Annotated in this window: 14 protein-coding genes; all 14 read right to left on the bottom strand. The window is 45.4% G+C overall.

The genetic code is table 11. The annotated features are described in order from the left end of the window. Window positions 1–117: 117 nt before the first annotated feature. Entirely contained in the window at window positions 118–3,966 is a 3,849-nt protein-coding gene (locus tag ACRD7P_RS00440; protein WP_430905490.1) for an Ig-like domain-containing protein, read from the bottom strand. Window positions 3,967–4,148: 182 nt separating this feature from the next. Then, window positions 4,149–8,471 (bottom strand): hybrid sensor histidine kinase/response regulator transcription factor, encoded by a 4,323-nt coding sequence (locus tag ACRD7P_RS00435; protein WP_430905489.1) that lies wholly within the window; start codon window positions 8,469–8,471, stop codon window positions 4,149–4,151. 317 nt (window positions 8,472–8,788) lie between these two features. Then, the gene (locus tag ACRD7P_RS00430; protein WP_430905488.1) at window positions 8,789–9,811 is read right to left on the bottom strand and encodes a GntR family transcriptional regulator; all 1,023 of its coding nucleotides are present in this window, start codon (window positions 9,809–9,811) and stop codon (window positions 8,789–8,791) included. Between the two features lie 140 nt (window positions 9,812–9,951). Continuing rightward, window positions 9,952–10,413 (bottom strand): monoheme cytochrome C, encoded by a 462-nt coding sequence (locus ACRD7P_RS00425; protein ID WP_430905487.1) that lies wholly within the window; start codon window positions 10,411–10,413, stop codon window positions 9,952–9,954. Window positions 10,414–10,642: 229 nt separating this feature from the next. Then, window positions 10,643–11,866: a sulfite oxidase gene (locus ACRD7P_RS00420; RefSeq protein WP_430905486.1), complete on the bottom strand. Its 1,224-nt coding sequence runs from the start codon at window positions 11,864–11,866 to the stop codon at window positions 10,643–10,645. Continuing rightward, window positions 11,853–14,183 carry a DUF349 domain-containing protein gene (locus ACRD7P_RS00415; protein ID WP_430905485.1) on the bottom strand — a complete coding sequence of 777 codons (2,331 nt, stop codon included), beginning with the start codon at window positions 14,181–14,183 and terminating at the stop codon, window positions 11,853–11,855. The genes ACRD7P_RS00420 and ACRD7P_RS00415 overlap by 14 nt, the downstream gene beginning before the upstream one ends. Before the next feature lie 386 nt (window positions 14,184–14,569). After that, window positions 14,570–15,340: a shikimate dehydrogenase family protein gene (locus ACRD7P_RS00410; protein WP_430905484.1), complete on the bottom strand. Its 771-nt coding sequence runs from the start codon at window positions 15,338–15,340 to the stop codon at window positions 14,570–14,572. Then, window positions 15,312–16,331, bottom strand: coding sequence for a DUF368 domain-containing protein (locus ACRD7P_RS00405; RefSeq protein ID WP_430905483.1), 1,020 nt, complete (start codon window positions 16,329–16,331; stop codon window positions 15,312–15,314). The genes ACRD7P_RS00410 and ACRD7P_RS00405 overlap by 29 nt, the downstream gene beginning before the upstream one ends. Window positions 16,332–16,335: 4 nt before the next feature. Then, window positions 16,336–17,253: a DUF368 domain-containing protein gene (locus ACRD7P_RS00400; RefSeq protein ID WP_430905482.1), complete on the bottom strand. Its 918-nt coding sequence runs from the start codon at window positions 17,251–17,253 to the stop codon at window positions 16,336–16,338. A gap of 100 nt (window positions 17,254–17,353) precedes the next feature. Continuing rightward, window positions 17,354–18,751: a tetratricopeptide repeat protein gene (locus ACRD7P_RS00395; RefSeq protein ID WP_430905481.1), complete on the bottom strand. Its 1,398-nt coding sequence runs from the start codon at window positions 18,749–18,751 to the stop codon at window positions 17,354–17,356. 97 nt (window positions 18,752–18,848) lie between these two features. Beyond that, complete coding sequence (locus tag ACRD7P_RS00390) at window positions 18,849–20,030, bottom strand: aspartate aminotransferase family protein (RefSeq protein ID WP_430905480.1); 1,182 nt, start codon at window positions 20,028–20,030, stop codon at window positions 18,849–18,851. Between the two features lie 482 nt (window positions 20,031–20,512). After that, window positions 20,513–22,228, bottom strand: coding sequence for an OstA-like protein (locus ACRD7P_RS00385; RefSeq protein WP_430905681.1), 1,716 nt, complete (start codon window positions 22,226–22,228; stop codon window positions 20,513–20,515). A gap of 423 nt (window positions 22,229–22,651) precedes the next feature. Then, window positions 22,652–23,230, bottom strand: coding sequence for a hypothetical protein (locus tag ACRD7P_RS00380; RefSeq protein ID WP_430905479.1), 579 nt, complete (start codon window positions 23,228–23,230; stop codon window positions 22,652–22,654). Between the two features lie 126 nt (window positions 23,231–23,356). Beyond that, window positions 23,357–26,506 carry a PVC-type heme-binding CxxCH protein gene (locus ACRD7P_RS00375; protein ID WP_430905478.1) on the bottom strand — a complete coding sequence of 1,050 codons (3,150 nt, stop codon included), beginning with the start codon at window positions 26,504–26,506 and terminating at the stop codon, window positions 23,357–23,359. Between the last annotated feature and the right edge of the window lie 3 nt (window positions 26,507–26,509).

Below are 26,509 nucleotides of genomic sequence, written 5' to 3'. Positions count from 1 at the left end.
GAAATAACACTATCAACAGCAGGGAAGGGATTTTATAGCTTTTAAAAAAATACAGGGCCTGACTTTTGGTAAGACCCTGATTGTCAAATATCTTTTGCGAAGTTAACCGGTGGGTATTTACTCTACAATCAGCTTAGTTGTCTGTTCGGTGTTTCCATCCCTAACAGTTACAAGATAAAGACCTGATGGTAACCGCAATGTTGAAGTATTTAAGGTTATTTCGGAACCGGTGACCGATTTTTGATACACCGACCTTCCTTGAAGATCAAAAATTTGGAGGGCTCTGGATACCCCTTCCTTGCCTAAGGAAACCGTGAAATCGCCCTTGGTGCCGTTGGGATAGATCCGTATTTCTTGATTATCCGAAATCGTACCGGTCAAACGCGGACTACCGCCCTGTGTCAATTCAAAATCATCGGCAAAGCCGGTTTGTCCATTACCGATCCATAGGTAAACTTCCGCTTCGGTATTGTTGGCTCCCGTAGTAAACGTCAGGGTGTTTTCTGTCCATGTCGTGGCAGTTAGGGCGAGCTGTTGGTCGTCCCCACTACGATTTACCCCTGCATACATCGTATTCCCGTTGTTGGTTTTGCTCCAAAAGCCTAAGGTATAGGTGGTATTTGGCGTTAAATCTGTAACTACTTGCGACAGGTATCCGTCGGTATTGGCATTGCCCCCCATACGTACCCCGAACTGTCCGGTTTTTCGGTTCTTCACCCGTACCGCAGCATTATAGGCGCCCCAAAACTCCAAAGGTGTGTTTCGTTCAAAACCGGGGTTTTGGATGAGGTTGGTACTGTTTTCCTCTAATACGGTGACGTTTACCGTGGTCGTGGCATTGCCAAGTACGGCCCGGATAACAATTGCCGTATTGCCCGGCGATACGGCGGTTATGGTTCCGTTGGCGTCCACTGTAGCAATGGAAGTATCGTTGGAACTATAGGAAACTGTTTTGTCCGTAGCGTTTGACGGGTTTACGACAACGGTGATGGCCTGTGCGGCACCCACCAGGAGTTCTGTTTCGTTTGGTGTGGCGGTAATATCGCTGGGAGGTATACTGATAGTTCCTATGGTCTCCAGCGAAATGTCATCGAGCCAGATCCATCCCAAAGGCATTTCAGATGCTTTCAAGGTCAGTGTTGCGATGGTGTTCGATACCCCGGTAGAAAACGTAATATCGGTCTTTATCCAGGATAAGGTGGTAACACTGTTTTTGGTTACCGTAGCGCCTCCAAAATCCGATGCCGAAACGGACAGCGAACCGGAAGTACCGTCAACATAGGTCCAGACCGTAATGGCATAGGTGGTATTGGGCGAAAGTCCGGTCAAGTCTTTCCGAAGCACATCGGATGAAGCGGTCAAAACGGCTCCATAATTTCCGGTCCGTGCCGCCCAAGTTTCGATACCTGGCGTACCCGTGGTATCCCAACCGGACAGATTACCGGTTTCAAACCCGTAATTTTGGCCATTGCCTCCGGTCGTGCCTTCCGTAACAGTAATGGTCGAAGTTGCCGTTTTATTTCCATCCCGTGTGGTGGCCGTAACCGTTACGTTCCCTGGAGCGATGCCACTTACTTTTCCATTGGAATCGACCATGGCAACAGCGGTATCGTCCGATATCCAGGTTACTGCCTTGTTGGTGGCGTTTGCCGGGCTAACGGATTTTTGAAGTTGCACGGTCTCGCCTACCTGAACACTTGCGGTGCTTGGGGTCAATACGATTCCATCTACGGCTACGGTCGTTTCTCCGCCGGAAGTACCGGAAAAGACTCCGAACGATTCCGTACCGACATATACTTTGCCAAAAACTTCCTTATCACCGTCCATACCGCCTATGGTACCATAAGTGTCCAAGGGGAACGTCCCTATTTGTTGCCAGCTGGCCCCACGATCGGTAGAGCGGTAGTATCCGTCCTGACCATTGAACCGGCCCTGTACAAAAATGGTCGGATAATCGTTCAATGCTTTTCCGATGCCGAAGTTGTAAACCACATTGTCCCCGGAAATGCTGGTAAAGGTAACCCCACCGTCAGTAGATAGCATTAAGGGGGAGTCTCTGTCATAACCTGCGGACCATAAAATATGGCCTTCCTTTCCCAATACAGGTTTCAATACCAAGTGAACGGCAGAGGCCGGCAAAGTACTGTTTACCTTGGTAAAGGATTGTCCCTTATCGGTAGATTTGAACAAGCCGCCTTCGATCCAGTGGTAAAAATAAAAGGTACTTGGCGAAATGGCATCGGCGCAAATATTTTTTCGATTATGATAACGAACCGGGTGTCCGTTCCGTTCCGGAATACCCTGCGATTTTTGCCAGCTGACACCTCGGTTGGCGGTGTAATACAGGTTTGTCAGATTTTCTTCCGAGGGTGCCACACCGGTAAAAAGTCCGGTGTTGTTCATTAGGATGTTATTTGGGTCCGTACTCGAAACGGCAATGGAACCATAACCTTGTTCCAACTTGTTCTGTTCTTTTTTGCCGGGCCAATCGGGCATGGATGCAAAACGGGTCCAGGTACGGCCACCATCGTCCGACCATCCGCTTGTTTCATGCTCTTTAAAGAAATTTTCATTGGACATGATGACGGCCATAAACTGGGGTGTTCCGGCACAATAATCGCCGTCCCAAGCCGATTGAAATTGATCGTCCGGAAAATGCCTATTCGGAAACTCATCTTCGTCCTCGATAACAAAAATGGGTCGGTCCATACTCAGTTGTACCAATTTTTGCCCTGGTGCTTTTATAACGTCTTTACAGATCAGTTCCTCAATCCCCACGTTTCTTGAAATCCAGTTTACTTCACCGGCCGTCATCCCGTAGTCGGCATAGTATACCCCTGTTCCGTTGGACATCCATAGCCTTCCGTTGACTTTTGGATCATGGACCACTTCGCCAACGGATAGAAAATTTTCTTCATCTGCCCAGGCCAACCAAGGAATGTCATTTGCGGTAATACTCTTCTCGTCATCGGTCGCTATCCATCCGCCATCACCTTGATTCTTGGAAGCATATAAGGTACCGGAAATGTTGGTGATCACTACATTATTGGTATCGAATGGATCGACGGAGACATCGATGAGGAAGTTCGAAGGAGAGGGTAGGGTAGACCAGTTGCCATTTTTAAAACGAAACACCCCGCCATTGTAAGTGGTATAATAAAACGTTCCGTCGGCGTCTATTGCGGTATCGGTTATTTGATAACTGCTACTCGGTGCCGACATTTTTCCCCAATTGGAACCCCCATTGGTACTGCGGTAAATACCGAGGTCGCGCACCGCTACATAAATGGTCGTTTTTTTTCCATTGGTGGTTGGGCTGGAAGCATCGATTTCGATACCGGTTATACCAAAAGGTGCCGTTCCGTCGGGAATAGCATTGATCTTGGTCCAATCGTTCCCGGCATTGGAAGTGAGGTAAAGGCCGTTTTCATTGGAACCATAATATACTACGTCCTTGTTTACGGGGTCTACGGTTATACGCTCCCCGACAAGCTTGGAATCTTGACCGCTTTCATTGGAGAGGGTTTTTACATTAAGTGTGGTAGGGGTCCATGTATCACCTTTATTGTTGCTGCGGTACATAATGTCGTTATACATCATATACACTCGATTCTCGTCCGAAGTAGCAGGGCGGATACTTGCCACCCCTTTAAACGTTTTCGATTCGTCCGGTTCAAAAGCCCGGCCCAAGCCTACTTTTGAAGCGGGCATGGAGGTAACCGATAATAGCTGTTTCCATTCGGTGGAATTGCCCTGTAAGTCCAATCGGTAGGCACCGCCCACATCGGTCCGGCAATAGGCATAACGCCCATTTTTTTGAATGTCCATTCCGGTAACCCAGCCACCGGCACCAATTTTTACCCGTTTCCAGGTATAGTCCTGTGCGGTTGCCGAAAATGCCATTAGAAACAGAAGGATCCATGAGCATTGTACCGTTTTAAGAAGAAAGCTTTTTTTTGTTTTCATTGGGGTGAATTTTAGGTTTTCTACAAGTATTGCTGTTTCGAAAACCAATGTAGTGGATGCCCCCGTACAAGCAGGACAATTTTAAAACGGAATAGGACAATTTTGGAAAGAAGGTGTTGTAAGCCCTTGTTTATAGGGTAGTTCGGGGCCAAAATACATCCTTTTGTAAACTGTTTGATCCCTTAGCCCAATGTAGGGTCTGCATATTCCGTGGGGTTCACCCCGAACGTTTCCTTGAATACTTTTGCAAAATATGAAGAGTTGGAAAAACCGGTTTCATACATGATTTCGCGAATGGTACCCTGGTTGTTTTTGAGCAGAACGGCGGCACGTTTCAAACGTACATGCCGTATAAATTTACTGGGAACCAGATCTGTCAACGCGTTTAATTTTCGATTCAACACCGGTTTGCTCATTCCCATTGTCTTACAAAATTGAACTACGTTAAAAGTACTGTCCGAAATATTGGCCTCCACTGCCGAAATTGCCTTTTTTAAGAACATGGCATCTTTTTCATGTAGCGCAATTTCCGACGGCAGGGTAAGCACCTCTCGCCTCAATCGTTGTTTGAGTTTGTTCCGGGTGTTTAGGATGTTACCGATTTTAAGCAGTAACATATCGGCATGGAATGGCTTGGTCAGGTAATCATCGGCCCCTGCACTCAAACCTTTAAGTTTGGCCGTATTGGCGGTTTTTGCAGTCAAAAGGAGTATGGGTATATGGCAGGTGTCCATACTGGACTTTAGTTTTTCGCACAATTGAAGGCCCGTCATATTGGGCATCATAACATCGCTAATAACAAGGGCTACGTTCGTTTTTTTTAATTTTTCCATAGCCTGAAAGCCATCTGCCGCAACCATCACCTTATAGGTCTTGGTTAGGAGGGAGGCAATGTAATTGCGCATGTCCTCATTGTCCTCGACCAGTAAAATATTGGCCTGGGAAAGCTTTGATGTGGTGATGTCCGTAGCGGTTGGAATATTTGTCCCGTAACTAGTAGTAGGACCATTTAATATCGTTTTCGTTTCCGTGACAGGCATTTCCCCTTCGGTATAGGCAGCTTGGTCGATCGGGATGCGTACGCTAAACGTGGTGCCCTTTCCCAGGCAGCTTTCAAGTGCAATAGTCCCCTTGTGCAGTTCCACCAACTCCTTGGTCAAAGCCAGTCCGATTCCGGCCCCGTCCGGATTTTTGGAAGCAGCGTTTTGCGCTCTATAATACCGGTCGAACAGCTTGGGTATGTTTTCCGTGGCGATACCGATTCCCGTATCCGTTACATTGATATGGAGCTTGCCTCGCGTTTGGGATACCAACAGTTTTACCGTTCCTCCAGGCCTGGTGTATTTTATGGCGTTGGATAAAAGGTTGTTCAGTATTTTATGCAATTTTTCAACATCGATAAAACCGAAGGTCACGGAAGCGTCGATACTAATATCGAAAGCGATTTGGTTTTTTGTTGCTAAAGGACGAAAACTGGTGCTAATTGTTTTTATGGTCAAAGGGAGGTTACAGTGTGTAATCTGTAACCGTACGATTCCCGACTCCAACTTTCGGATGTAGAGCAGTTCATTGGTTAGGCTGAGCAAGCGATTGGCGTTACGTTGTACGATCGAAAGTTGATTTCGAATATTCGAGGAAAGGGCACCGTTTTTTAACAGTGTGGTCACAGGGCCTAAGATAAGAGTTAACGGCGTTCTTAGTTCATGCGAGATGTTTGTGAAAAAATGCAATCGGCTTTCATTGGCCTGTTGTAGGTCGGCAGCAAGTTGTGAAATTTCCTCTTTTTGCTGAAACAGGGTTTCGGTTTTGGCCTCTAGTTGTTCGGTACGCATGGCAACCTCTCGTTGCAACAGTAGTTTTTGGTCGCGAAGGGCCCTTGTCCTATGTTTAAACCAAAGATACCCTAGGGCAAGTGCACCGGCGAGAAGAAGAAAACGAAACCAAAGGGTACTCCAAAACGGGGGACGAACATGAAGATGGAAAGCGATGTTTTCCGAAGAAGCTTCTGCATCACCATTTTCGCCAATGATCTCAAACGTATAGTCGCCAGGGTTCAAGTTGGTGTATTCTACGAATTGTTGCCCCGAAAAGGCCGTTTTCCATGTGTTTTCAAAACCGACAAGACGGTATTTTAAAACGTTTTTTTCGGGGGCCGCATGGTGTATTATAGTAAACCGAAAAGTAACATCGTTTTGGTCATGGGCGAGTTCTAAAGTCCGCTTTACGGCAAGGGTGTCCGGCAAAATGGTCAACACCCCGTTCTTATCGGTCGGAGCGGTTCTATTTCCGGAAACAGAAATCGCATTTAATATGACCCTTGGCTTGTAGGGATTGCTTTCGATGCCGTTGGGATGAAAATGTGTTACCCCTTCCGGTCCACCAAAAAACAAGCTGCCGTTTTTTGCTTTATAGCTGGCGCCCCGGTTAAATTCATCATCGGCAAGTCCATCCTCAAAGGTGAACACCCTTTTGGCACCGGTTTTAGGATGAAACCGGATGAGCCCCTCGTTGGTTCCCAGCCAAAGAAATCCCTTGTCGTCCTCCTCAATGGTGTTTATGGTATAATAGCTACCTGGGCCGTTCAGGTGGAAGTGCTCAAAAGTATTGTCTTTACTATTGAAGCGATCCAAGCTGCCCCCTTCGGTGCCTATCCATAATTGATTTTCAGTGTCTAAGTGAAGAGCGTTCACCAAGTTCGACGAAATACTTGAAGAACGGTTTTCTTTATGTAGAAACTGTTGCACCTTACCGGTTTTCGGGTGATAGGCTACCAAGCCTTCCTGATTGGTAGCGATATATAGCGTACCATCTTCTCCTTCTTCCAGGGCATTGCCAAAACCGTTGAATAGGGTTTCAAACCCCGTAGGTACTATTTTTTCGAAACCATCCGTTTCTGGCTTGTACAGGGCCAACAACCCGCTGGTAGCGGTAAACCAAAGACTTCGGTCTTTCCCTTGTATCATATCCCGGACCGACCAAAGTGGAAAGGCCGTGGAATCGTTCAAACGATACCGATAATGTTTGAACCGGTTCGTTTGCGGATGAAGGTAACTCACCTTATAGTCATAATATCCCACCCAAAGTCGTTTTTCGCTATCCTCCAGAAGACTCCCGATAATGTTACCGGTCAAGGTTTCCGTACGCTTTTTATCGAACAAACGGGTGTTGGCTTTGGAAGGGTGCTTGCGTACCAATCCTGTATTGGTACCGACCCATAACGTACCGTCCTCCGTTTGATGTATTGCATAAATGTCCTTCCCGGGAGTGGGGGCAGTGCCATCGTTTCCCAAAGAAAGTTTGCGAAATGGCTTTGCGTTTAAATCGCATTTTAGCATGCCGTCCTTGATGGTTCCCAACCAAAGAAAATCATTGGAATCGATGTAAACGGCAGAAATTTGATTCCCCTTCAAGCCAATTTGGTCTGGGCTATTTTCGTCATAAACCTTCATTTGATCGGTTAGGGGATGGTAGACAAAAAGACTGGTAGGGGCCGCTCGATTGATAAAATAGACCCTTCCCCAGCGATCTTCAACGATTGTATTTATAAAATTGTGACCGGTAACGTCCAAAAAGCTATCGGAATCCAAAAAACAGCGGATGCCCTCTTTTGAAATTTTGGCAACACCTTTTTCATATCCTACCCATACCGTACGATTGGCACTGCATTTAATTTTTTGGATACCGGTCGCCGTTCTGTTTTTAGCAAATTTTAGCGTGCGTTTGAACCACAGTTTTTTGCCATCGGAACCTTTGGGTATTTTGGTAATTTGATTGAGTCCGAAACCCGTACCGATAAAAATTTGACCATCGGTTGATTGCGCAATTGCGGTAATCTTGTTGTTTGATAGTGAATGATCGTTGTGCTGATGGTTGTAATACTGTTCGAAACGACCCGATTTTTTTCTGAGCAGGTTCAGCCCATTTTCCGTGCCGATCCAAAGGTTTCCCGATGAATCAAGGAGCAATGCGTTTACTTCGGAACTCGAGATGCCCATGGCCTTGTTCGGTGTCACGGGTACTTGTGTTACATGCCTATGGTCTTCTTTGTCGATTTTAAAAAGGCCATCGGAGGTGCCAATCCAGATATCTTCGGAGTCCTCGGTAATTGCTTGTACTATAGCTGCCTTTGCGTCTATGGTTTTGGCATCCCCATCCATGTTGGTAAGCCGTTTGGCCTTTGTACGGTATAGCGAAAAACCGCCATAGGCATAGGAAATGACCAGGTCTCCGTCCGATGTTTTATAGAGTCCCGAAACATCCGCTTTCAACAACGCATTTTCCACGGTCCGATCCGGTAAAAAGGTATCGAAATAAAGACCGTCAAAAGTGTTCAGACCGTACTCGGTACCGATCCACAAATACCCATTGTCATCTTCTTGAAAACATTTTACCAAGCTGTGGGACAGGCCGTCTTTAGTCCCATAAGGTTTGAATACAAAATCTTGTGCCATTCCTTGCTGAAGGAAAAACAAAAAGACAACCAAATAAAAAAGAGATTTTCTCATTTGCGATATCAACTTTTCACGAAAAATTGAATTGGAGTAGTATACATACGTTAAAAACCGTTAAAAGGTTCGTTCGTATCGTTAATGATGGCATTGTTCGGTAGTGTTTGAAACCCTTTCCTACATTGACCAGTATGGATAATTTCTATTTCGTAATGGTGAGAAATCCCCATTACCGCAAAATCAACTTGTGTGGAGAAAACGGAGGCTTTACAAATCGGAAAAAGACGATATCCTTTCCGTCCAAGTATTGCTTCAAGATCGATAAGCTTGCGTATTTGCTTATGGAATGCCTTTACATGCGCTAACAGGTACTTTTACAAGGACTTCCGGGGAATTACATAAAAAGGGTTTTTATATTGCTCTTTCTTATTGTCGAGTATGAGTTGAGCGGCCTGCTGGCCCAACTTTTCAAAATCGGTAGAAATTACTGTAATACCGTCCAACAATACCTCTTTTATGGGGGTGTCGTTATAGGAAATGATGCCGACATCCTTACCGAGCCGATAATCGGTAGCCTTTATTTTTTTGATAAGGGTTACCAAATCTTTTTCCCTTAGATTAATGTAAACGGTGTGTTTTTCTATAATCTCGTCAGCAATGGCATCAATAATTTTAAAATCATAGGCGTAGGTTCCGCAGAATTTAAAAAACCCCTTTTTGATCTCAACGGGATGATAGGTTTTTTTGGGAACCAACAGTTTTAGTTGTTGGTATTTCTTTAGCTGGGGGTTCAATTGCTCCAAGGCGGCGTAAATATCGTGTTCAAAATCTTGGTAAACACTTGCGGGAACGGACTTGAACGCGGCAATATGTTTATCCAAAATCAACAGTTTTTCCTCGGGGATCTCATTGCGAACAAAATCCAGCACATCTTCACCACCCTCTTCAAAATGGCAAATGATGGCGTAATGCGAATAATTACGGGTCTTACTGGCGGTTATTAAGTTTTTGAACTGTCTGTAGTTGTTGTCATAAATAAAGAAGTCTATCGTAGCTTGGTCGCCGAGCGCTTTTGAAAATGCATCGTAGATGATTTTTTTATGTGCGCTGAGTTTATTGAACAGCAAAAACACCTTGGCTTGTAACTTTAAATCGTCATTGGTCACGTAGTATCCTTTTCCGGGAACCGAATCGATAAGCTTCATGGTTTTTAAATGGTCATAAGCCTTTACAATGGTATCGCGGGAAATATCGAACTCCAACCATAGGTCGTTGACCGAGGGCAGTTTATCGTTTACCTTCATTTGCCCGTTCCCCAAGGCAGATAGGACCGAGTTTACGATCTGTTGATACTTGGGTATTTTGGAATTTTCGTTTATTTCAATGAGGTGTAACATGTTCAGCGTTCGATTGCATTTCGAATATACTCATATTGCGGCAGTAACGTACTGCTGTAATAGCTTTAGATGATCGTATTTTGGCAACAGGCTACTATTTCCAAAGACGAAATGATACAAATACTCGGTTCAAAATAAGGTCATTCCAACGGATACCATTCCTCCTGTTGTAGCGGTTGCCTGCGGGCGGTTTTTTTGGGAGGATAATTAGCGGTCAAATAGGAAAGGATGATTTCTTCTTGCGCACCCAGGTCCCAAAGGTTTTGGGTTTCCTGCATCCATCGTATCGTTGAAACCCATGCCTCGCGTCCCATCCGGTTTTGGATGATCAATTGTGCCGAATGGCAGGTAGTACAGTTATTGACTACCTCGGTAAATCCGTCGGCCACTATGAGACCGGTGGGCGTATGAATACCGTCCACAATGTTCGTATCCTGATCTAAGGTCGGGGGCAGTTCTTCAGTACGCGAAACAAAGGTGTTTTTTTGATGGATGACCAGGCCGATGGTAAGCAATAGGAATACAAGGGCGATCCATCGGAACGGAAAACCGTTTGTCCCCTTTTCTTTGGAATCCCCTCCTTTATTTTTTTGGCCGTTCATTAATAACGATCGTTGGTTAAAAAAATACACTGTAGTACTAGCCTTTGCCCCGAGTGGTTGGAGCTATAAATTTTCAACAAGTCGGCGGTCGCAGGTTACAGTCAGTAGTTTAACGGATTACAAATCGTATTACCGGCAACTATGTACCGCTACTTTAATGCCATGTGGAAAAAACGTTTTCTTCTTTTCCCATAAGTCGATACCTTTTAAATGCATCGTAGTGGTTTGGTCAAGCGGTTACTTTTACGGCAATTCGGTGACAGGCGTTGTTGAGGTACCCCTTGGGATTCCAGCCCGGAACCACCATGGGTTGGCTATTTCCCTTGGCGTCCGTAGCCCGCGCCCATACTTCATAATAGCCTTTTTTAGGGAAGCTGACAGCGGCCGAAAATTGTTGCCAAGCCAAACGATTGACGGGTTTTTCCAACATGCACTCTTGCCAATTGGCCCCAAAGTCAATGGAGTATTCCATTTTTGAAACCTGAAGTTCCCCTGCCCATGCATGCCCTCGAATGCTGAATTTTTTATCCATAGGAAACATGGCCCCGGTTTTTGGATAGGTGATCAATGATTTCACCGGCATCGATTCGATAATACAAAGGTCCTTGTCCGCTACTTTTGCTCCCGGCGCAACAGGTTCGCAGGGCACCCGATAAGAGGCGCCCGTCATTTTGGCCCCGTCATGTACTTGATCTCGTATACGTAACTTTTGGATCCATTTTCCGGATGCGGATGCCGGCCAACCACCGGCAACAAGGCGCAACGGATATCCATGGACGTTCGGGATCGGTCCACCATTCATTTCATAAGCGAGCAAGGTTTCTTTTTGAAGTGCTTTTGCCAAAGGGATACCGCGGGAAATGGGTTCTTTGTCGGGGTCTCGGCTCAAATGGATGTCAGCGGCATGGTAGGCGATGTAGACCGCATTCTCTTTAAACCCGACATCATCAAGGATGTCGCTCAAGCGAACCCCCGACCATTGTGCACAGGAAACGGCACCTACCGTCCATTGGTTTCCTTTTGCCGGAGGGGAGAATTCACTTCTGCCGTTGCCGCCGCACTCCAAAGTAAGTTGATAGGTATGTTTGGTAAAGCGCGACTTCAAGTCTTTTATGGTATAGTGTTTTGGCCGTATTGCTGCGGCACCCGTCACCTGTAGTTCCCATTTTTCAGGTACTATCGTTTCGGGAAGTAGCCCGTTGTTCCGAATGAACATTTTTGAATTTGGAGTGATCTTATTGTCCAACAGATGCGCCTGGGCTTCCATATTAAGTGGCCTTTCGTTCAATACCGTCATCTCCGAATGTTTTTCGAACAATTTAAAAGGATCGGTGGTCCGAAGTGCTATCGGGACATAATCCGCAGGCATGTGCGCTCCGAATACGATTTCGGTACCTATCGCAGCGGCCATGGTACCCAGCAACACATCCGATACAAAACTACGCCTCTTCATTGGTGTCTTCCGGGGCGGTATCCGCTTCGTTTGTCCCCTCTTCTTCGGTTTTGTGCAACTGATGCACCATGATGTTCAATTTTTTGAGTTTCCCTTGCCAGGTTTCCAACGCCTTTTTATGACGGTCGATATTTTTGATGACATCTTTTACCAAAGGATTGTCTTCCGAGGCATTGGAGAAGAATTGAAGGTTGTTTTCCAGCTGTCGAATTTCGTTTTTGCTCTCCGTAATCTTTTTACGGACAAATTGGCGTTCGTTTCCAAGGGCCCGCTCTTGATCTTCGGAAGTGGACAGTTGATTGATCTTATTCCCATATTGCAACAGTTCGGCCTCTTGTTTGCTCAATCCGATTTTTCTAAAAAGTGCATCCAAGATTTTCTGGAATTTTTGATCAATGTTCTTTTGTTTGTAAGGTACCCTGCCCAGACCTTTCCATTCGGAAACGAATCCCTTGATACGTTCCAGGTCTTTTTCCTTTTCCCCTCCGAGTTCGAATGCGCGTAAATTTTCGAGAAAAGCCAGTTTTTTCTTTAGGTTTTCTTCCTCCTGTTGGTGCGCGCTGTTTTTTCGAGCATGTAGCCGGTCAAAATAGTGGTTACAGGCATTTTTGAAATCTTTCCAAATGCTATCGGAGTACTTTCGGGGAACATGCCCTATTTGTTTCCATTCGTTCTGGATGCGCTTCATTTCTTGGGTAGCGGTATCCCATTCATCGCTATCCTTGAGTTCATTGGCAATGGCCAGTAACGCCCGCTTTTTGTCCAGATTCTGTTGTTGTTCCTTTTTTAGGCTCTTGTAAAAGGTGTTTTTATTATGGTTGAAGGTCCGTACCGCGTCCTTAAAGGCGGCCCAAGTTGCTTCGTTCGCATGTTGGGGTACTTTTCCCGCAGCAAAAAACTGTTCCCGTAATTGAGCGACCTCTTTAATTTGCTGTTGTAGTCCACGATGGTTGGTAGCGGCATTGGACCCGATTTCCTGTATTTTAGAAATGAGTTCGTTTTTAAGAATCAGGTTATCCCCGTAACTGGCTTCCAGTACCTTATGATATTCCTGTCGGCGTTGGTGGAGAACCTTGGTAGCATTGCTGAAACGATCCCAAATGGCATCTCTATGGTCCCTATCGACCGGGCCGATATCTTCTTTCCAAACTTTATGGAGCATTTGGAGCTCTCGAAAGGCCTTTCCTAAATTTTCCTCCGTTGCCAGGGCTTCCGCCTTTTCGACCAACTTGGTTTTTTCTTCCAAATTGTGCTTGAAATCCAAATCGCGCAATTCCCGGTTCAAATGCAGAAAATCATAAAAGATCTCCATATGATGCCGGTAGGTACGCCACACATCATTATACTGGGTTCGTGGGACCGGCCCGGCATTTCTCCAGCGCTCCTGTATACTTTTGAAGTTGGCGTAGGTAGTATTGATATCTTCCTCAACGTTTACCAACCCCTTCAGCTCCTCAATGATCTCCAGTCTTTTGGAAAGGTTTTCCTTGAGAGTGTTTTCCAGGTTTTTGTAATACTGGTTTCGTTTTTCACGGTAATCCGAAAATACTTCGTTGAATTGCCTTTTGGTGACCGAATTGTAATGAAAGTCGATTTCGTTCCCACCATTGGCCACAAAATCCTGTTTTTTACCGTCTATGAACTCTTGGAATTTCTGATCGAATTCATATTTAATGCCGTCCACATGCTTTTTTATTGCCTGGACTTTTTCGTTTCGGACTAATCGCTGTAGTTCTCCCACCAAATTTTCCATGGACATGGAATGGTAGTCCAAAATGGGGATTTGATGCCGTTGTTGGTTTTCCGCATCTTCGGCGTCCTCGGCGTTTTCCTCATCTATCTCTGCAAGTACGGCCTCTTCTTCCTCGGGTTTTTTCTTTTCCGTTGGTGCTATGGCCGTTTCGGAAATTTCGGCATCACTCGTTTCTGCGGATCGGGTAGCGTCAGGTTCGGGAGCAGCTTCCTTTTTCACTTCGGTTTCAACCTCTTGGGAAACGACCGGATCACTAGTGGTTTCCGTAGGGTTTTCGACCGTTACCTCTTGGTCCTTGGCGGTATCCGCGGAGGGCGTTTCCTGGGAATCATTTGTAGCCGTTGCCGCCTCTGAGGAATCGACATCGTTAGAATTTTCGGCGTTCTCCGGTAGCGTCGTTGTCTCTGTTGCCACTGTGGGTTCGGAGGTTGCCGATCCTTCGGAAGGTTCGGTCAGTTCCTTATCGGAATTCCCCCCTTCTTTTACTATATTTTCCGGTAGCTCGTTGCTTTCGTTTGCTCCATCGGAGGCATGTTGTACCTCTTGCTCTTTATCTTCTGGCATTTTAGTTGTATTTACCGGTTGTTGTTTGTGCCTGTTGCCGTAATGTCCCGTTCGTTACCTGTGCGTTCTATTTGAGCATAATGGGCTTCATGCGCAGTATTCATTAGCGTTACCGCTGAAATGAATTCGTTCAGATCGGAACAAAAACGAACGTTGATACGTTTGTTTAACCCAAGATAGTAACAACCCTGCTAATGGCAAAGTGATTGTAAAAGTCTTTTTTCTTTTGTATATCCGGTAGGGGAGCCCTAGAAGCGACCGGTATGGAAATCTACCGACCGGGTCAACACTTCATGAAAGCTATGGGCGGGTCAACGGCGCTGTTTTGGTAGCGTTTCCAAAAGGTATTTCCTATTGAGATGGTAGGAAGGTTAACGAAGTATTTTTTATCGATTTTCATCGAATCGTTCGGTCCATATCTCCCAGGCTTTTTCGGCCTGTAGTTCCAACATACGAAGTCCGTTGCTAATAGTGGCGCCGCGTTGTTCCCCTTCTTGTAAAAAAGCCGTTTTCTCGGGGTTGTAAATCAAATCGAACAAGAGGTGGTCTTCAGTGATGTCGTCATACGGTAGGGGCGGTTTTTCGGTTACGTTCGGTTGTGTGCCCAATGGTGTTGCATTGATGAGTACCAGATGTTCTTTAATGACATCGGAATTCAGCTGTCCATAACCAAATTGTCCGGGTTTTGGATTTCTGGATACGAACGAAAAGGAAATGCCCAAATGGTCCAATACGTAGGCAACGGCCTTTGAAGCCCCTCCGGTGCCTAAGATCAATGCTTTTTGATGATGTTTTTTAAGCTTTGGTTCCAGTGCTTTTTGAAACCCATAAGCATCGGTGTTGTAGCCAAGCAATGTGGTTCCTGCTACTTTTATGGTATTGACCGCCCCGATCTGCAGCGCTTTTTCATCGATTTCGGTAAGGTAGGGGAATATGGCCTCCTTATAGGGAATGGTGACGTTGAACCCCTGAATGTCACCTAAATCGTGCTTTAGACGCTCAAAATCGGAGATATCCGGGAGGTCAAAGTTTTCGTAGGAGTGCCCGTCCAGACCCAGTTCCTGAAATTTTTTCGTGAAATGACCTCGGGAAAAGGAATATCCGATGTTCTTCCCGATCAAACCGTACCTATGGCGTGCTGCTTCTTTTTTTTCCATACCAATCCAAAACTAATAAGATTCCTATTCCAATACCCACGCAAACAAAGGCCCACCAGGTTTCACTTGTGGTAAAGTCGGGCAGGTATCGTTCGTAATTCAATATCACCGCTTTGCCATTGGTGTCCACCTGCATCGCTCCGTTTTCCGCTGTTTTGTATATGGTTTTTTTCCAAGGCCAAACCACGCCCAAGGATCCTGTGATAAAACCAAGTATGGTAATGGTCGTCAGGTGTTTGTAGCGCTTCAGTACAAAGGACAGTAGATGCGATAAACTAACGAGACCGGTAGCGGATCCGGCCGTGAACACGGCCAATATGGTAAGGGTATTCAAGCGCGTTTCATTGGAAACATAACTAAAATCGCCCCGAAACACTTCCGAAAAGGTATCGTAAAGCGCGTTTACGGAATCCACCAACAGCAGTACATAATTACCCAACAGAATCAAGATAAACGAACCGGACAGTCCCGGAAGGGTCATTCCAGAAACGCTGATCATGCCGCAAAGAAATACGAACCATAAATTATCATTTTCAGTGGCCGGACTCAAAAAACTTATGGATACTCCCACCAAAAGCCCTATCAACCCTGCGGGTATGGTACGTTTGTTCCAATGTTCAAAATCCTTTCCGATATAATAGATGGAGCCTAAGATCATACCAAAAAAGGCGGACCATACGAAGAGCTCTTTTTTTGCCAAAAAATAATCCAAGAGTTTGGAAACACTGAAATAGCTGACCAGCATCCCAAAGATGAGTAGGGTGAGAAACGTGCCGTTCACGTAACGGTAAAAACTTCTTAAGCGACCGTTGGCAAGAAGCTTGAACGCTTTTAGGTTGATGCGCTGCAAGGAGTAAATGAACTCCTCATAAAAACCACCGACAAAGGCAACGATTCCCCCGGATACTCCGGGCACCTTGTTCGCGGCGCCCATGCACAATCCTTTCAGGACAAGAAAGCACTTGTCCATAATGCTCCTTGGTTCGTTCATAGAGTTACTTTTTGGAAGCCAAACGTTCCAGCATAAAAATAAGGGAAAAACCAAAGAGGGCCGCAATAACGGCAAAGAGTATTTTAGGCTCGCCGTCAAAAGCGGTGGGCAGAATGTTCTGTTCCCGAATGACGATTACTTTATCCCCGTAGGTACGGGTTTCCAGTACTTGTTTCCAAGGCCAAATTTTATTTAGTGAACCAAAAATAAAACCGGTCAACATAGCCAAGGTGATATTTTTATAATGCTTGAACATCCATTTTAGCAGTCGGGCAAAGCTTAAAAGCCCAAAAATAGCCCCTGCAGCGACCACGGCAACGGTTTTCAGCTCATATTCGTGAACGGCATCCAAAATTGTTTTGTACGAACCCAAGAGCACCAGTATAAAGGCACCCGAGATTCCGGGCAGTATCATGGCACAAACGGCGAGGGCCCCGGAAAGAAACAAATAAGGTAGGCTATCAGCATTTTCGTTCGCGGGCAGGGTAGTTATGTAGTATGCGGCGAGTGCCCCCAAAAGGAGTACGACAATGGTGGCGATATTCCATTTTTTCACTTCTTTCCCGACAAAAAAAATACTCGCCAAAACAAGTCCGAAAAAGAAGGACCAGAGGAGGATCGCCTCATGCTCTAAAAGCCAGCTGACCAAAGTTGCCAAGGAAAAAAGGCTTAGGAAAATACCCGCAAAGAGCGCTACCAGAAAATTACCGTTCAACTGTTTCCATGCCGCTTTTAAACCATCGTTCTGCAATACTTTAAAGGTATCCAGGTTGATTTGGTTGATAGCGGAAATTAGTTCTTCGTAAATACCGGAGATAAAGGCTATGGTTCCACCGGAGACCCCCGGAACAACATCGGCCGCGCCCATTGCCATGCCCTTAAGTGCAATAAAAATATAATCAATCGGTTTGCGCGTTGCCATAATACAGGTTGTTTACAAAAAGTTGGTTGGTACGGTGCCCTATGGAGCGCTGCAAATATCTTTATTTTAGAAATAAAACCGTATCGAAACCCCCATAAAGTTACGAGGCTCTTTTTGATGCGGAATGCAACTCTAGCACCCAACTTTCTGTAGCAAATTGCGGAAACGCTTGATGAAACCCTTCAAATTTTTCAAGGTTTTGTTTTAACGCTTTCATCAAATGGATACGGCCGTTTATACGATCGTCCTGCAAGAGATGGATTCCTGCCATTTGATAGGAAAGTTCCGCCCGGTCGGGATAAAACTGTTGCCCTTGGAGCAATATCTCCAGTGCATCGGAATGCCTTCGGTCCAACACCGTAACGTCGGCCCATGAAAGCCAAGTGTCCAGCTCGTAATTGCCAAGGTCTACCGCATGCTTATATGAAAAATCGGCATTGTCGTAGTCCTTGAGCGCCGTATGGATCTTTCCGCATTTTTTCCAGTAGTTCGGATTGTCACCATCGATATTTAGGGCCTTGTTAATGTAGTATATGGCTTTCTTATAGTTCTTTTTTTTGTAGTAAAACTCGGTGATGACCAACCACCCCTTATCCAGTAAGGGATCCTCATGAACGGTTTTGTAATAGTGGTATTTGGCCATTTCATCATTTCCCTCCTTTTCATAGCATCGCCCGATGCGCAAATAGGCATGGGAAGTGGGGTCTTCCAGTTTTAAGGTCGTTTCATAGTTTTCGATCGCCTCTGCAAATTTTCCTTGTTTTTCGAGCACCTTTCCCTTTTCAAAATAGGCGCCGATAAAGGTATCGTCGGATATGATGGCAAAATCAAAGGACGTTAAGGCTTCGGGGTACATTTTTTTGGAATAGTACTGCTTTCCCAATTGGTGCCAAGCGACTTCGCAATACGGATTTTTATCCAAATAGTCGTTAAGATAGGTGATGGCGCCATCAAAATCCTCTAAAAATTCAAAACAGTAAATGACGTTGTAGAGGGATGAATAGTCCTGTTGGTCAAAGGCGACACATTTCATAAAGTTGTCCTTGGCGAGTTTAAAGTCGTCCATGAACAAGTACTCCATGCCAAGCAAGGAGTGAATATCGAAGCTGTCCGTGGTAAGTTCCAATGCTTCTTCCAATAAGGCTACCGCAGCTTCGTGGTTGTCCTTTTTAGAGTAAATATTGGCACGCTGAATGTAAATTTCCTCGTTATTGCTATCCAATACTTGCAATTCGTCCAACAGGCGTTCCGCCAACTCCAGATTGTTCTCGAAGACCAACACTTCAACGTCCAACAATTTTAAGGCAATGGAAGCCGGGTGCTGCTGAAGTCCGATTTTAATGGCTTTTTTGGCCAGGGCGATTTTCCCATGGTTGAGGTAATAATGGATAATTTCTTCAAAATCTTCCGCATCAAAAAAATAGACATCGTCTGTTTTGAGCATCGATTCGAATTTGGTAACAGATTCACCAGGTCTCTCTTCGGATTGGAATGCCATAGGAACGTTTTGGTTAAACTATAGAATTAAAAGTAGTCTATTACGCCTATTTTCAATGGCTGATAAGGGCTATATTATTAACAAATTAGTTAACAGTTTATTGCTCATATGCTGTTAAAACCGTTGTTATAATACGACACCCTTTTTCAATTTCTTCCTGGGAAACGGTTAGGGGAGGAGAGATGCGTACCGCTCTTTTTTCAAAGAGCAGCCAAAACAAAAGCACCCCTTTTTTTGCACATTCCAAAACAACATAATCCGCCATTTCTGGAGTTTTCATGATCAGTGCCAGCATGAGCCCTTTACCCCGTATTTCTAGGATGGATGGGTGTTGCAACAGTTCCCGAAATTGCTTTTCTTTTTCGAGGGTATCCGAAATGAGGTTTGACTCGGTTATGGTTTTTAGGGTGGCAAGACTGGCCGCGGCGATAACCGGATTGCCGCCAAAAGTGGTGATATGTCCCAATTTTGGATGGTCTTTTAAACTATCCATGATCTCTTTGGAAGAGGTGAACGCCCCTACGGGCATGCCGGAGGCCATTCCTTTTCCCATGACCAATATATCGGGTACACAGCCGTAGTGTTCAAATGCAAAAAGGTTTCCCGTTCTACCGAATCCCGGTTGAATTTCATCAAGGATGAGCAGGGCACCCGTTTCGTCGCAACGTTTTCGGACTTTTTGAAGGTAATCGGCCTCGGGACAGATAAAGCCGGCACCGCCTTGAATGGTCTCCAAAATAACGGCCGCCGTTTTTTCGGTAATGTTTTCCAGTGCGATAGGGGCATTGAAGTGGATATAACGGACATCGGGAATCAGCGGGCGAAAAGGGCTTTTTCTTGGTTCGTAATCACTTACGCTCAAGCTTCCCATAGTATTGCCGTGATATGCCCGGTGTGCGGCAATGAGTTCAGAACGCCCCGTATAGCGCCGTGCCAGCTTTAAGGCGCCCTCGATCGCCTCTGTACCGGAATTTACCAGATAAGTCGTTTCCAAAGGTTCGGGAAGCAGGGAAGCCAGTAATTCCGCATAGCGAACGGCAGGTTCCTGAACGTATTCCCCATATACCATAACATGCAAATAGGTTTCCGCTTGTTCTTGAATGGCTTTTACAACATTCGGATGGCAATGGCCTAAACTACAGGCAGATACTCCGGCGACAAAATCGAGATGTGCCTTGCCATCGGTATCGTAAATATAACTTCCGGAAGCATGGGATATCTCCATCGCTAAGGGATGGGGGGTCGTTTGTGCCTGATGGGCAAAGAACTCTTTTTTCATCGAACAACTTTTGGTTCCAAAAGGGTCGCTTTCATTGGTCACGATCGTTAGTTGAAAGGTTGCACCTTGGTACTAATACTATTTTAACTTTGAAATAGCACTAATAAAAGGTTTCTTTTTCAGCTGTACTTCGTTAAAAAGCCGGGGACGGGCTTTTTGCCTTGAACAACTAAAAAATAATTCAATTTCTATACATGCCATTTCAAAGTTAAAATGGTATACGCTTTCCCGTTTGCTCTGGGCAATTGCTTTTTATAACAAGTTCTCCGTCGCAAATGCCATACAAACCAGCCTATCGCCGACAGGTAATCGGTATTTTGGTACGTTACGGAAAAGAATTTCATTCTTTGGTTGTATGCCTTTTAAATACAAAACAGTTTCGTACTGCAAAGCGGATAATTGGTACCGTTATCCGTTCCCTTTTTGTATGATTTTAAGTCATAACGCTTCGCGGCTTTCTTAATCGTCATGCTAATAGTTGCCTAGGGACTTGGGGCTTGCACCGATTTTTTTATGTTCTTCTTTTTTCTGATGCCGCTAGGCTTTCTTGTTTTCTCCCGAATATCGGAATCTCTTGGTTTAATATTGTTTACCGGGTCTATGGGGTTCAGCGCACGTTGGTCTTCCTCTGCGTCGGTGTCTATCGGATTGTTAACGCCTTTGATGACTACCAGTTCGATGTTGTTATCGTCCTCGTCAAAAATATCGTCCTTCGTTAATATACGTTCATCGCCACGCCAGATAAATCCTTTGAGTTTCGGATTTTCTTCTTCCAAGAGGTCCTGTGGGGTGATGTCCCCATCGGGATTGGTGAAAAATGTGAGGTCTTCCACATCGTTATTGGCCATGATGATGTTGATTTTACTACACACCGTTTGGTCTACGCCGATAAGATCTAGTTCATCGTACATATAATAAATGACCTCTGTATTCTTTATCAGGTCGATGTACTTGAGTTCGTTGTCGATGAATTTTCCAAAAAGGTCTTTTCCCTTGGCTTGGTTGAAACCGATTTTTCCAATGGTATCTTGGGATATGATAAACGCATTTTCCAACACTTTTAAGGAATCGAGTTTTTCTGTTTTTAAATCGGACAAGAGGTGAATACTATCCCCGGTCATTTGGTTTTCGCCGTTCCATAAAATGGGGTTTCTGACCAATTGGGTAATTCCCGTGCGTTGTTCGGAATGAATGGAATCGCATTTACCGCTGAGGTCCGTCTTATAAAATTTTGCGTTGCGGAACGCCCTTAGAATACGAAGCTCGGGCGGACCGGTCACCATTAGCGTATCGCCATGCATATAGAGCGAATCCAATTCGACAAGGTTTATTGATACGGCCCGTTTCGTTGCAAAAACGGAGTCCTTGGCCTTGTACACTTCGGCGTAATGCGCGCGAATGATACCTTTGTTCACCGTGTCGGTGACTACTATATTGTTCGTAGCGGAAGCGAACTCGGTAATTTTATCAAAATAAACGCTATCCCCTTCAATGATGCGGTTGTTGTAATCGATACGGGTGTTTTTAATGCCATAACCGCTTTCAATATTGGTGTCGTAAAAACCACGCTCGCAATACATCCGGTACGTTTGCCCGATAATGGTCGAAGGCCCGTACATATAGGCATTTTTCGAATTGGTATAATAATCGAGCTGTTCCGAATCCAGGGTAAATTCAGGATTGTCGATATGGACGCTGTCCAGAAATTGCGCCTTTTTAATTTCCATAAAATACCTTCCGATCTCGCTGGTAAGCGTGTTGGTCGAGTCGACTACCGTACCGAAATCCTGATAGTACGATTCTTGCTTTTCCCGATCAAAGTATAGGGTATCCGTGGTTATCGTAGTGGTCTTGTTTTCCAAGATTACATCTTCGTATGCCTTTGCGAGTTGGATTTCGCCATCGTAATCGATTTTGCCGCTGGTCAATTCTACGGAGTCTCCCTGCTGCAAACGCACATTGCCAATGGCCCGTAAGCGATTTTCTTTTTGATAGTGTATGGCAATATCGCACCAAAGATCCGCGCCCTGATGGCGGAATTGTACCTGTTTTTGGTCCTTACTGAAGATAAAAGCTCCGGGAAACCGTATTTCGTCCTTGGTGAAATTGGCACCGTACACCACGCGTATTTGTGTGGTATCCACCTCTTGTTCCGAAGTTTCTTGTGCCCATCCCAAGTGGGCGGTGAGCAATAGCATTAGAAAAACATACCCGGTTCTCAACGTCTGGATTTTGTTCAAAAATACCACTTTTGACGGCAGAACCTATTCATTTTTGGATAGAATTGGCAATCGGGGTATGGTATATGCGGCAAAGAATGGTACCGATTTATGGAGGTGTTTCGTGTAAGGTAATTTAAAAATCAGTGGTCGTTCTTTAGGGTAAAAAAAACCATGAACCCATTTAGACTTTTTGGATTGAAGCGAAAATTAGTGATTTAAAGGCCTGTTAAAGACTTTTTTGAGTTTCATAGCAGGGCTACGAGAGGAAAAAAGGTAAAAACAGGGTTGTAAAGGACAATTTTTTAGCCAATTAAAAAAGTCTAAATGAGTTCCATTTAAGATAAAACGTCTTCCTTGCGGTGAAGCAGGGAAGACGTTCTTTAGGAATTTACAAAACGATTAATCCATTGTGGCATACTTGCTAATGGTTTCCAGCAGTTCCATATCTACTGGTTCATTGAGCAAAAACGGATGGATTTCTTTTGGATTTATAGCAATATGAGGAAAGAAAGAAATAATCTTTCCCTTTTCTACTATAAAGATTCCGTTGGTTTTATTTTTCCCATTGTTTACTCCGTAATATACGTTTTCCATGTGCCCATAACTCACGGGTAGTCTTTTTTCATTTTCGAAAAGCTCCGGATGTAGGGCGAATAAATCATTATGCGAGATAAAAAAGTTTATCTCGTATTTGTCCGGGTCTAATCCTATAGACTCTTTTGTAGACTTTTTGATATACAATAGAAGATTTTCGAAATACGGATTTCCTTTCAGGGATTTATGGATATTTACGTATTTATGAAAAACATCCATCGGTAAAGAGTCGCTTTCGCTAAGAATAAACTCATTTCTAAAGTTACGCAGCAACAGCGTATCGTTGGTAACAACTTCTTCCTGACCACTTACCGTTGCAAAAGCGAACAGCAACAGGATACCGAGATACCTTAGGAATTTTGGAAAATTAATTGCTTTTTTCACAGGTATAGATTGACCTCTGTTAGTTGTGGTCCCCTCATTTTACCAGGCGAGGGTTGATGACATTTCCTTTTAAGAGTGCTGATTATTTTCAGTGATAACGTTTCATATCGATATGCTATTCGGTCGTTATTCCATAGGATGCAGTTCCAAAAGTTCGTCCGGGGTCCAAAATCCTTTTTTATCCTTTGTAGCATCCCGTACGGTTTTTACGGTTTCGGGGGTAACCACAGTGGCCTTATTGCCAAAGGCATTTCGCACGTAGGTCAATACGGCGGCAATTTCCTCGTCCTTTAAAATATCCCGAAAGGCCAGCATGGGTACTTGTCCTTCATAATGGTTGCCGAATACCTTCATTGGGCCATATAGTCCGTTCAAGGTTAGCTTGATCAATCGTTCCTGGCTGCCGACCACCCATTTTTGGTTTACCAAGGTGGGATACCCGCCGGCTTGAAGCCCCCCGCCATTCTCTTGGTGACAGGTAACGCAGTAGCCTTCCGTTTCGTAGATTTCCTTTCCCTTTTTAAACTGTTCAAAGTCGTCTCCCTTCAAGTGGGATGCCAGAACCACGGCGGCATCTTTTTCCTTAAAGGTACCGGATAGTGTCGCATGGGCAAATTCATAGGAGGCTTTCATCCAATCGTCAAGGGGGTGCGCCGCTGCGGACTCCAAAATATTCAGTCCGGTTTCCGAGGGCAACCATGATGCGGCTGCGATTACTTCCAATCGCACACGGCCATGGGGGTCGTTCGCCGCTTTTTTCATCAAGGTATTACGCTCCGCGATGTCGTGGCCGGCATAACGCAATACCCGTACCGCTGCGGCGCGGGCCCTATGGTCTTTGGCGGAAAGCATTTCCTTTAAAACAGTAAGGTCGACCTCGTTCATCCCCCAGGATACCCATAAGGCCTCAAGAAGGTGGTGTTCGTATTCGGAGTCCGATTTGTCCAGAGTGGCGACCCATTCCCGCAGTTGTTGCATCACGGTTTTTTTGTCCTTTCCCCTCAGGGCCCTTCTACTACGGTAACGGCTGCGGTACTCCGGTAATTTCAGATTGTCCAACAGTTCCGGGATACTGGCACCCGCAACCTTCGGTGGGGTCACCAATGGCCTTGATGGATAAGTAACCCTGTAAATGCGGCCGTGTACGTGATCGCGTAACGGATCTCTGGCGTTATGTTGCATATGGCCGACCAGAACATTATGCCAATCGACAAGGTATAACGAACCGTCCGGTGCGAATTCGATATCCACGGGACGAAAGTTGGCGTCGGTACTGGTGAGCAGATCTTGACGGTGCTCGGTACGGTAACCGGTTCCGTTCTCCTGTACCCGATGTTGTTTGATACCTAAAAACCCAATGGTATTGCCCAAAAGGATATCGCCTTGTACGTTTTCGGGAAAATGCTGGCTCGAAACAAATTCAAGGCCCGATGTCGGCCGAACGCGGTGGGCTTCCTCAATAAGATCTTCCGTCATGGGAGACGAAACTCCGTAAACCGGGTTTAAGGTGCTGGGCATCATCCAACGCATTTTGGTGGTAGAGGTTTCCAAGAAAAAATCCTGCCCCCAATGGTCAAAAGCGATACCCCAGGGGTTCGGAATACTGATTTGGGCGTTGCGCTCCAATCGGTTGCTTTGGGGACTAAAACGATAAAAGCCTCCATTGGTCGCACGTACCGTTCCGTAGGGGGTTTCTACATTGGAATGTAAAAAGGTACCCTCCCCCATATAAATGGCCCCGGAAGGGTCTGCACAGAAGGCGGAAATCGCATGGTGGGTGTCATGGTCGTCAAAACCGCTCAATATAATTTCTTCCCTATCGGCTTTATCGTCCCCATCCGTATCGGTATATAACTTTAAATGGGTCCCTTGGCTTACATAAACGCCTTCCGGAGCAAATTCGAAACCGATCGGTAGGTGCAGGTTTTCGGCAAACACCGTCTGTTTGTTGGCCTTCCCGTCGCCATCGGTATCCTCCAGTATGAGTAATTTATCGTTTGGTCTAGGGTCTCCTGGCCGGTAGTGCGGGTATGATGGCATTACGGCCACCCAGGCCCTTCCCTTGTCGTCAAAAGCGATTTGTACCGGATTGGCCAAATCGGGAAACTCTTTTTCCGAAGCAAAAAGATCGATGTGGTACCCCTCCGCCATGGTAAACGTTTTTAGGGATTCCTCTCCGTAAAGGTAGCGTACGGCCTGATTGGGGTCGCCCATGGTAAAATTTGTTTCTACCGGTGGTAACGCTGTGGTATTTTTGTCGGCCGCGGCAACATCATAGGCGTTGTTTTGGGCAATAGACCAGATTGCGGTATCCCTAATTGCCGTCATTTCCCGTATTTTTTTGATTTCAAACGGGTAGTTGTCCGGACCGTAAGGAGCATGTCTGCGACCATAAACATGAACGCCGTTGGGCATTTTATAGTCGTTTTGCCAATAAAAATTCTTGTCGCTGACGGCTTTTGATAAGCGGTCGAGCGGTATCGAACTGCTTGTTTCACGTGCGCCAAAGATCACATCGGCCAATTGTTTGGCCAATTTTTGATAGCCCTTTGAATTCAATTGAAGACCATCGATCGTAAACGGACCATCTTTTTCGTACCATTCTTTGGAACTATGAAATACATCAACAAAAGGAACCTTATGGGTGTCACAGACCGCTGCCATTTTTTGGGTATAGCGTTCCAATTCCTTGTTGCGCGCAACACCGTCGGGCAGGTCCCTTACCGCGGAAAGATCTTCAAAGGCGGTCGGGGAAACGATTACCAATTCGGGCGGAACGGAGCCATTGTATTTTTGGGATCGGGTATGCACTATAAAAGCTTCCAGTTCTTTCCCAAAATTCTCCAGTCCGTCCGCACCGGCATACGGCGCATTGTTACCAAAAAAAGCGAGTACGATATCGGCGGAAAGTCGTTGCAACCATTCATCGGGTTTTTCGAACAGCCCTTCGCTACCGGAACTTATGGCCAGTTCGTTCTGGAAACTTTTAGCCCCTTCAAAGGCCCAGGCGTCCATACGCGCGGAATGTGGTCTAAAGCCGGGTGTATCCCCACCGTCGCACATGTTTCTTATAAAAAGATTATGGTTGGGATAACGAAGATGCAGTTCGGTCTCAAAATGACCGTAGTTCCCCATTCGGGAACCCAAATTATTTCCTAACAATACAATTCGACTGCCCTTTTCCAAAGGGACCATCTCTTTTTTAGAAGTATCACAACTCGCTAAAAGCACAAGCACCAATAGCTGTAAAATACAGTTGGGAAACGAAAATCTCATAAG

The sequence above is a fragment of the Maribacter sp. 2-571 genome, assembly GCF_050589625.1.
In the GTDB taxonomy this organism is placed as follows: Bacteria; Bacteroidota; Bacteroidia; order Flavobacteriales; family Flavobacteriaceae; genus Pelagihabitans.
The sequence above is the reverse complement of the archived record's forward strand: the minus strand, read 5'-3'. Positions and strand labels throughout refer to the sequence as shown.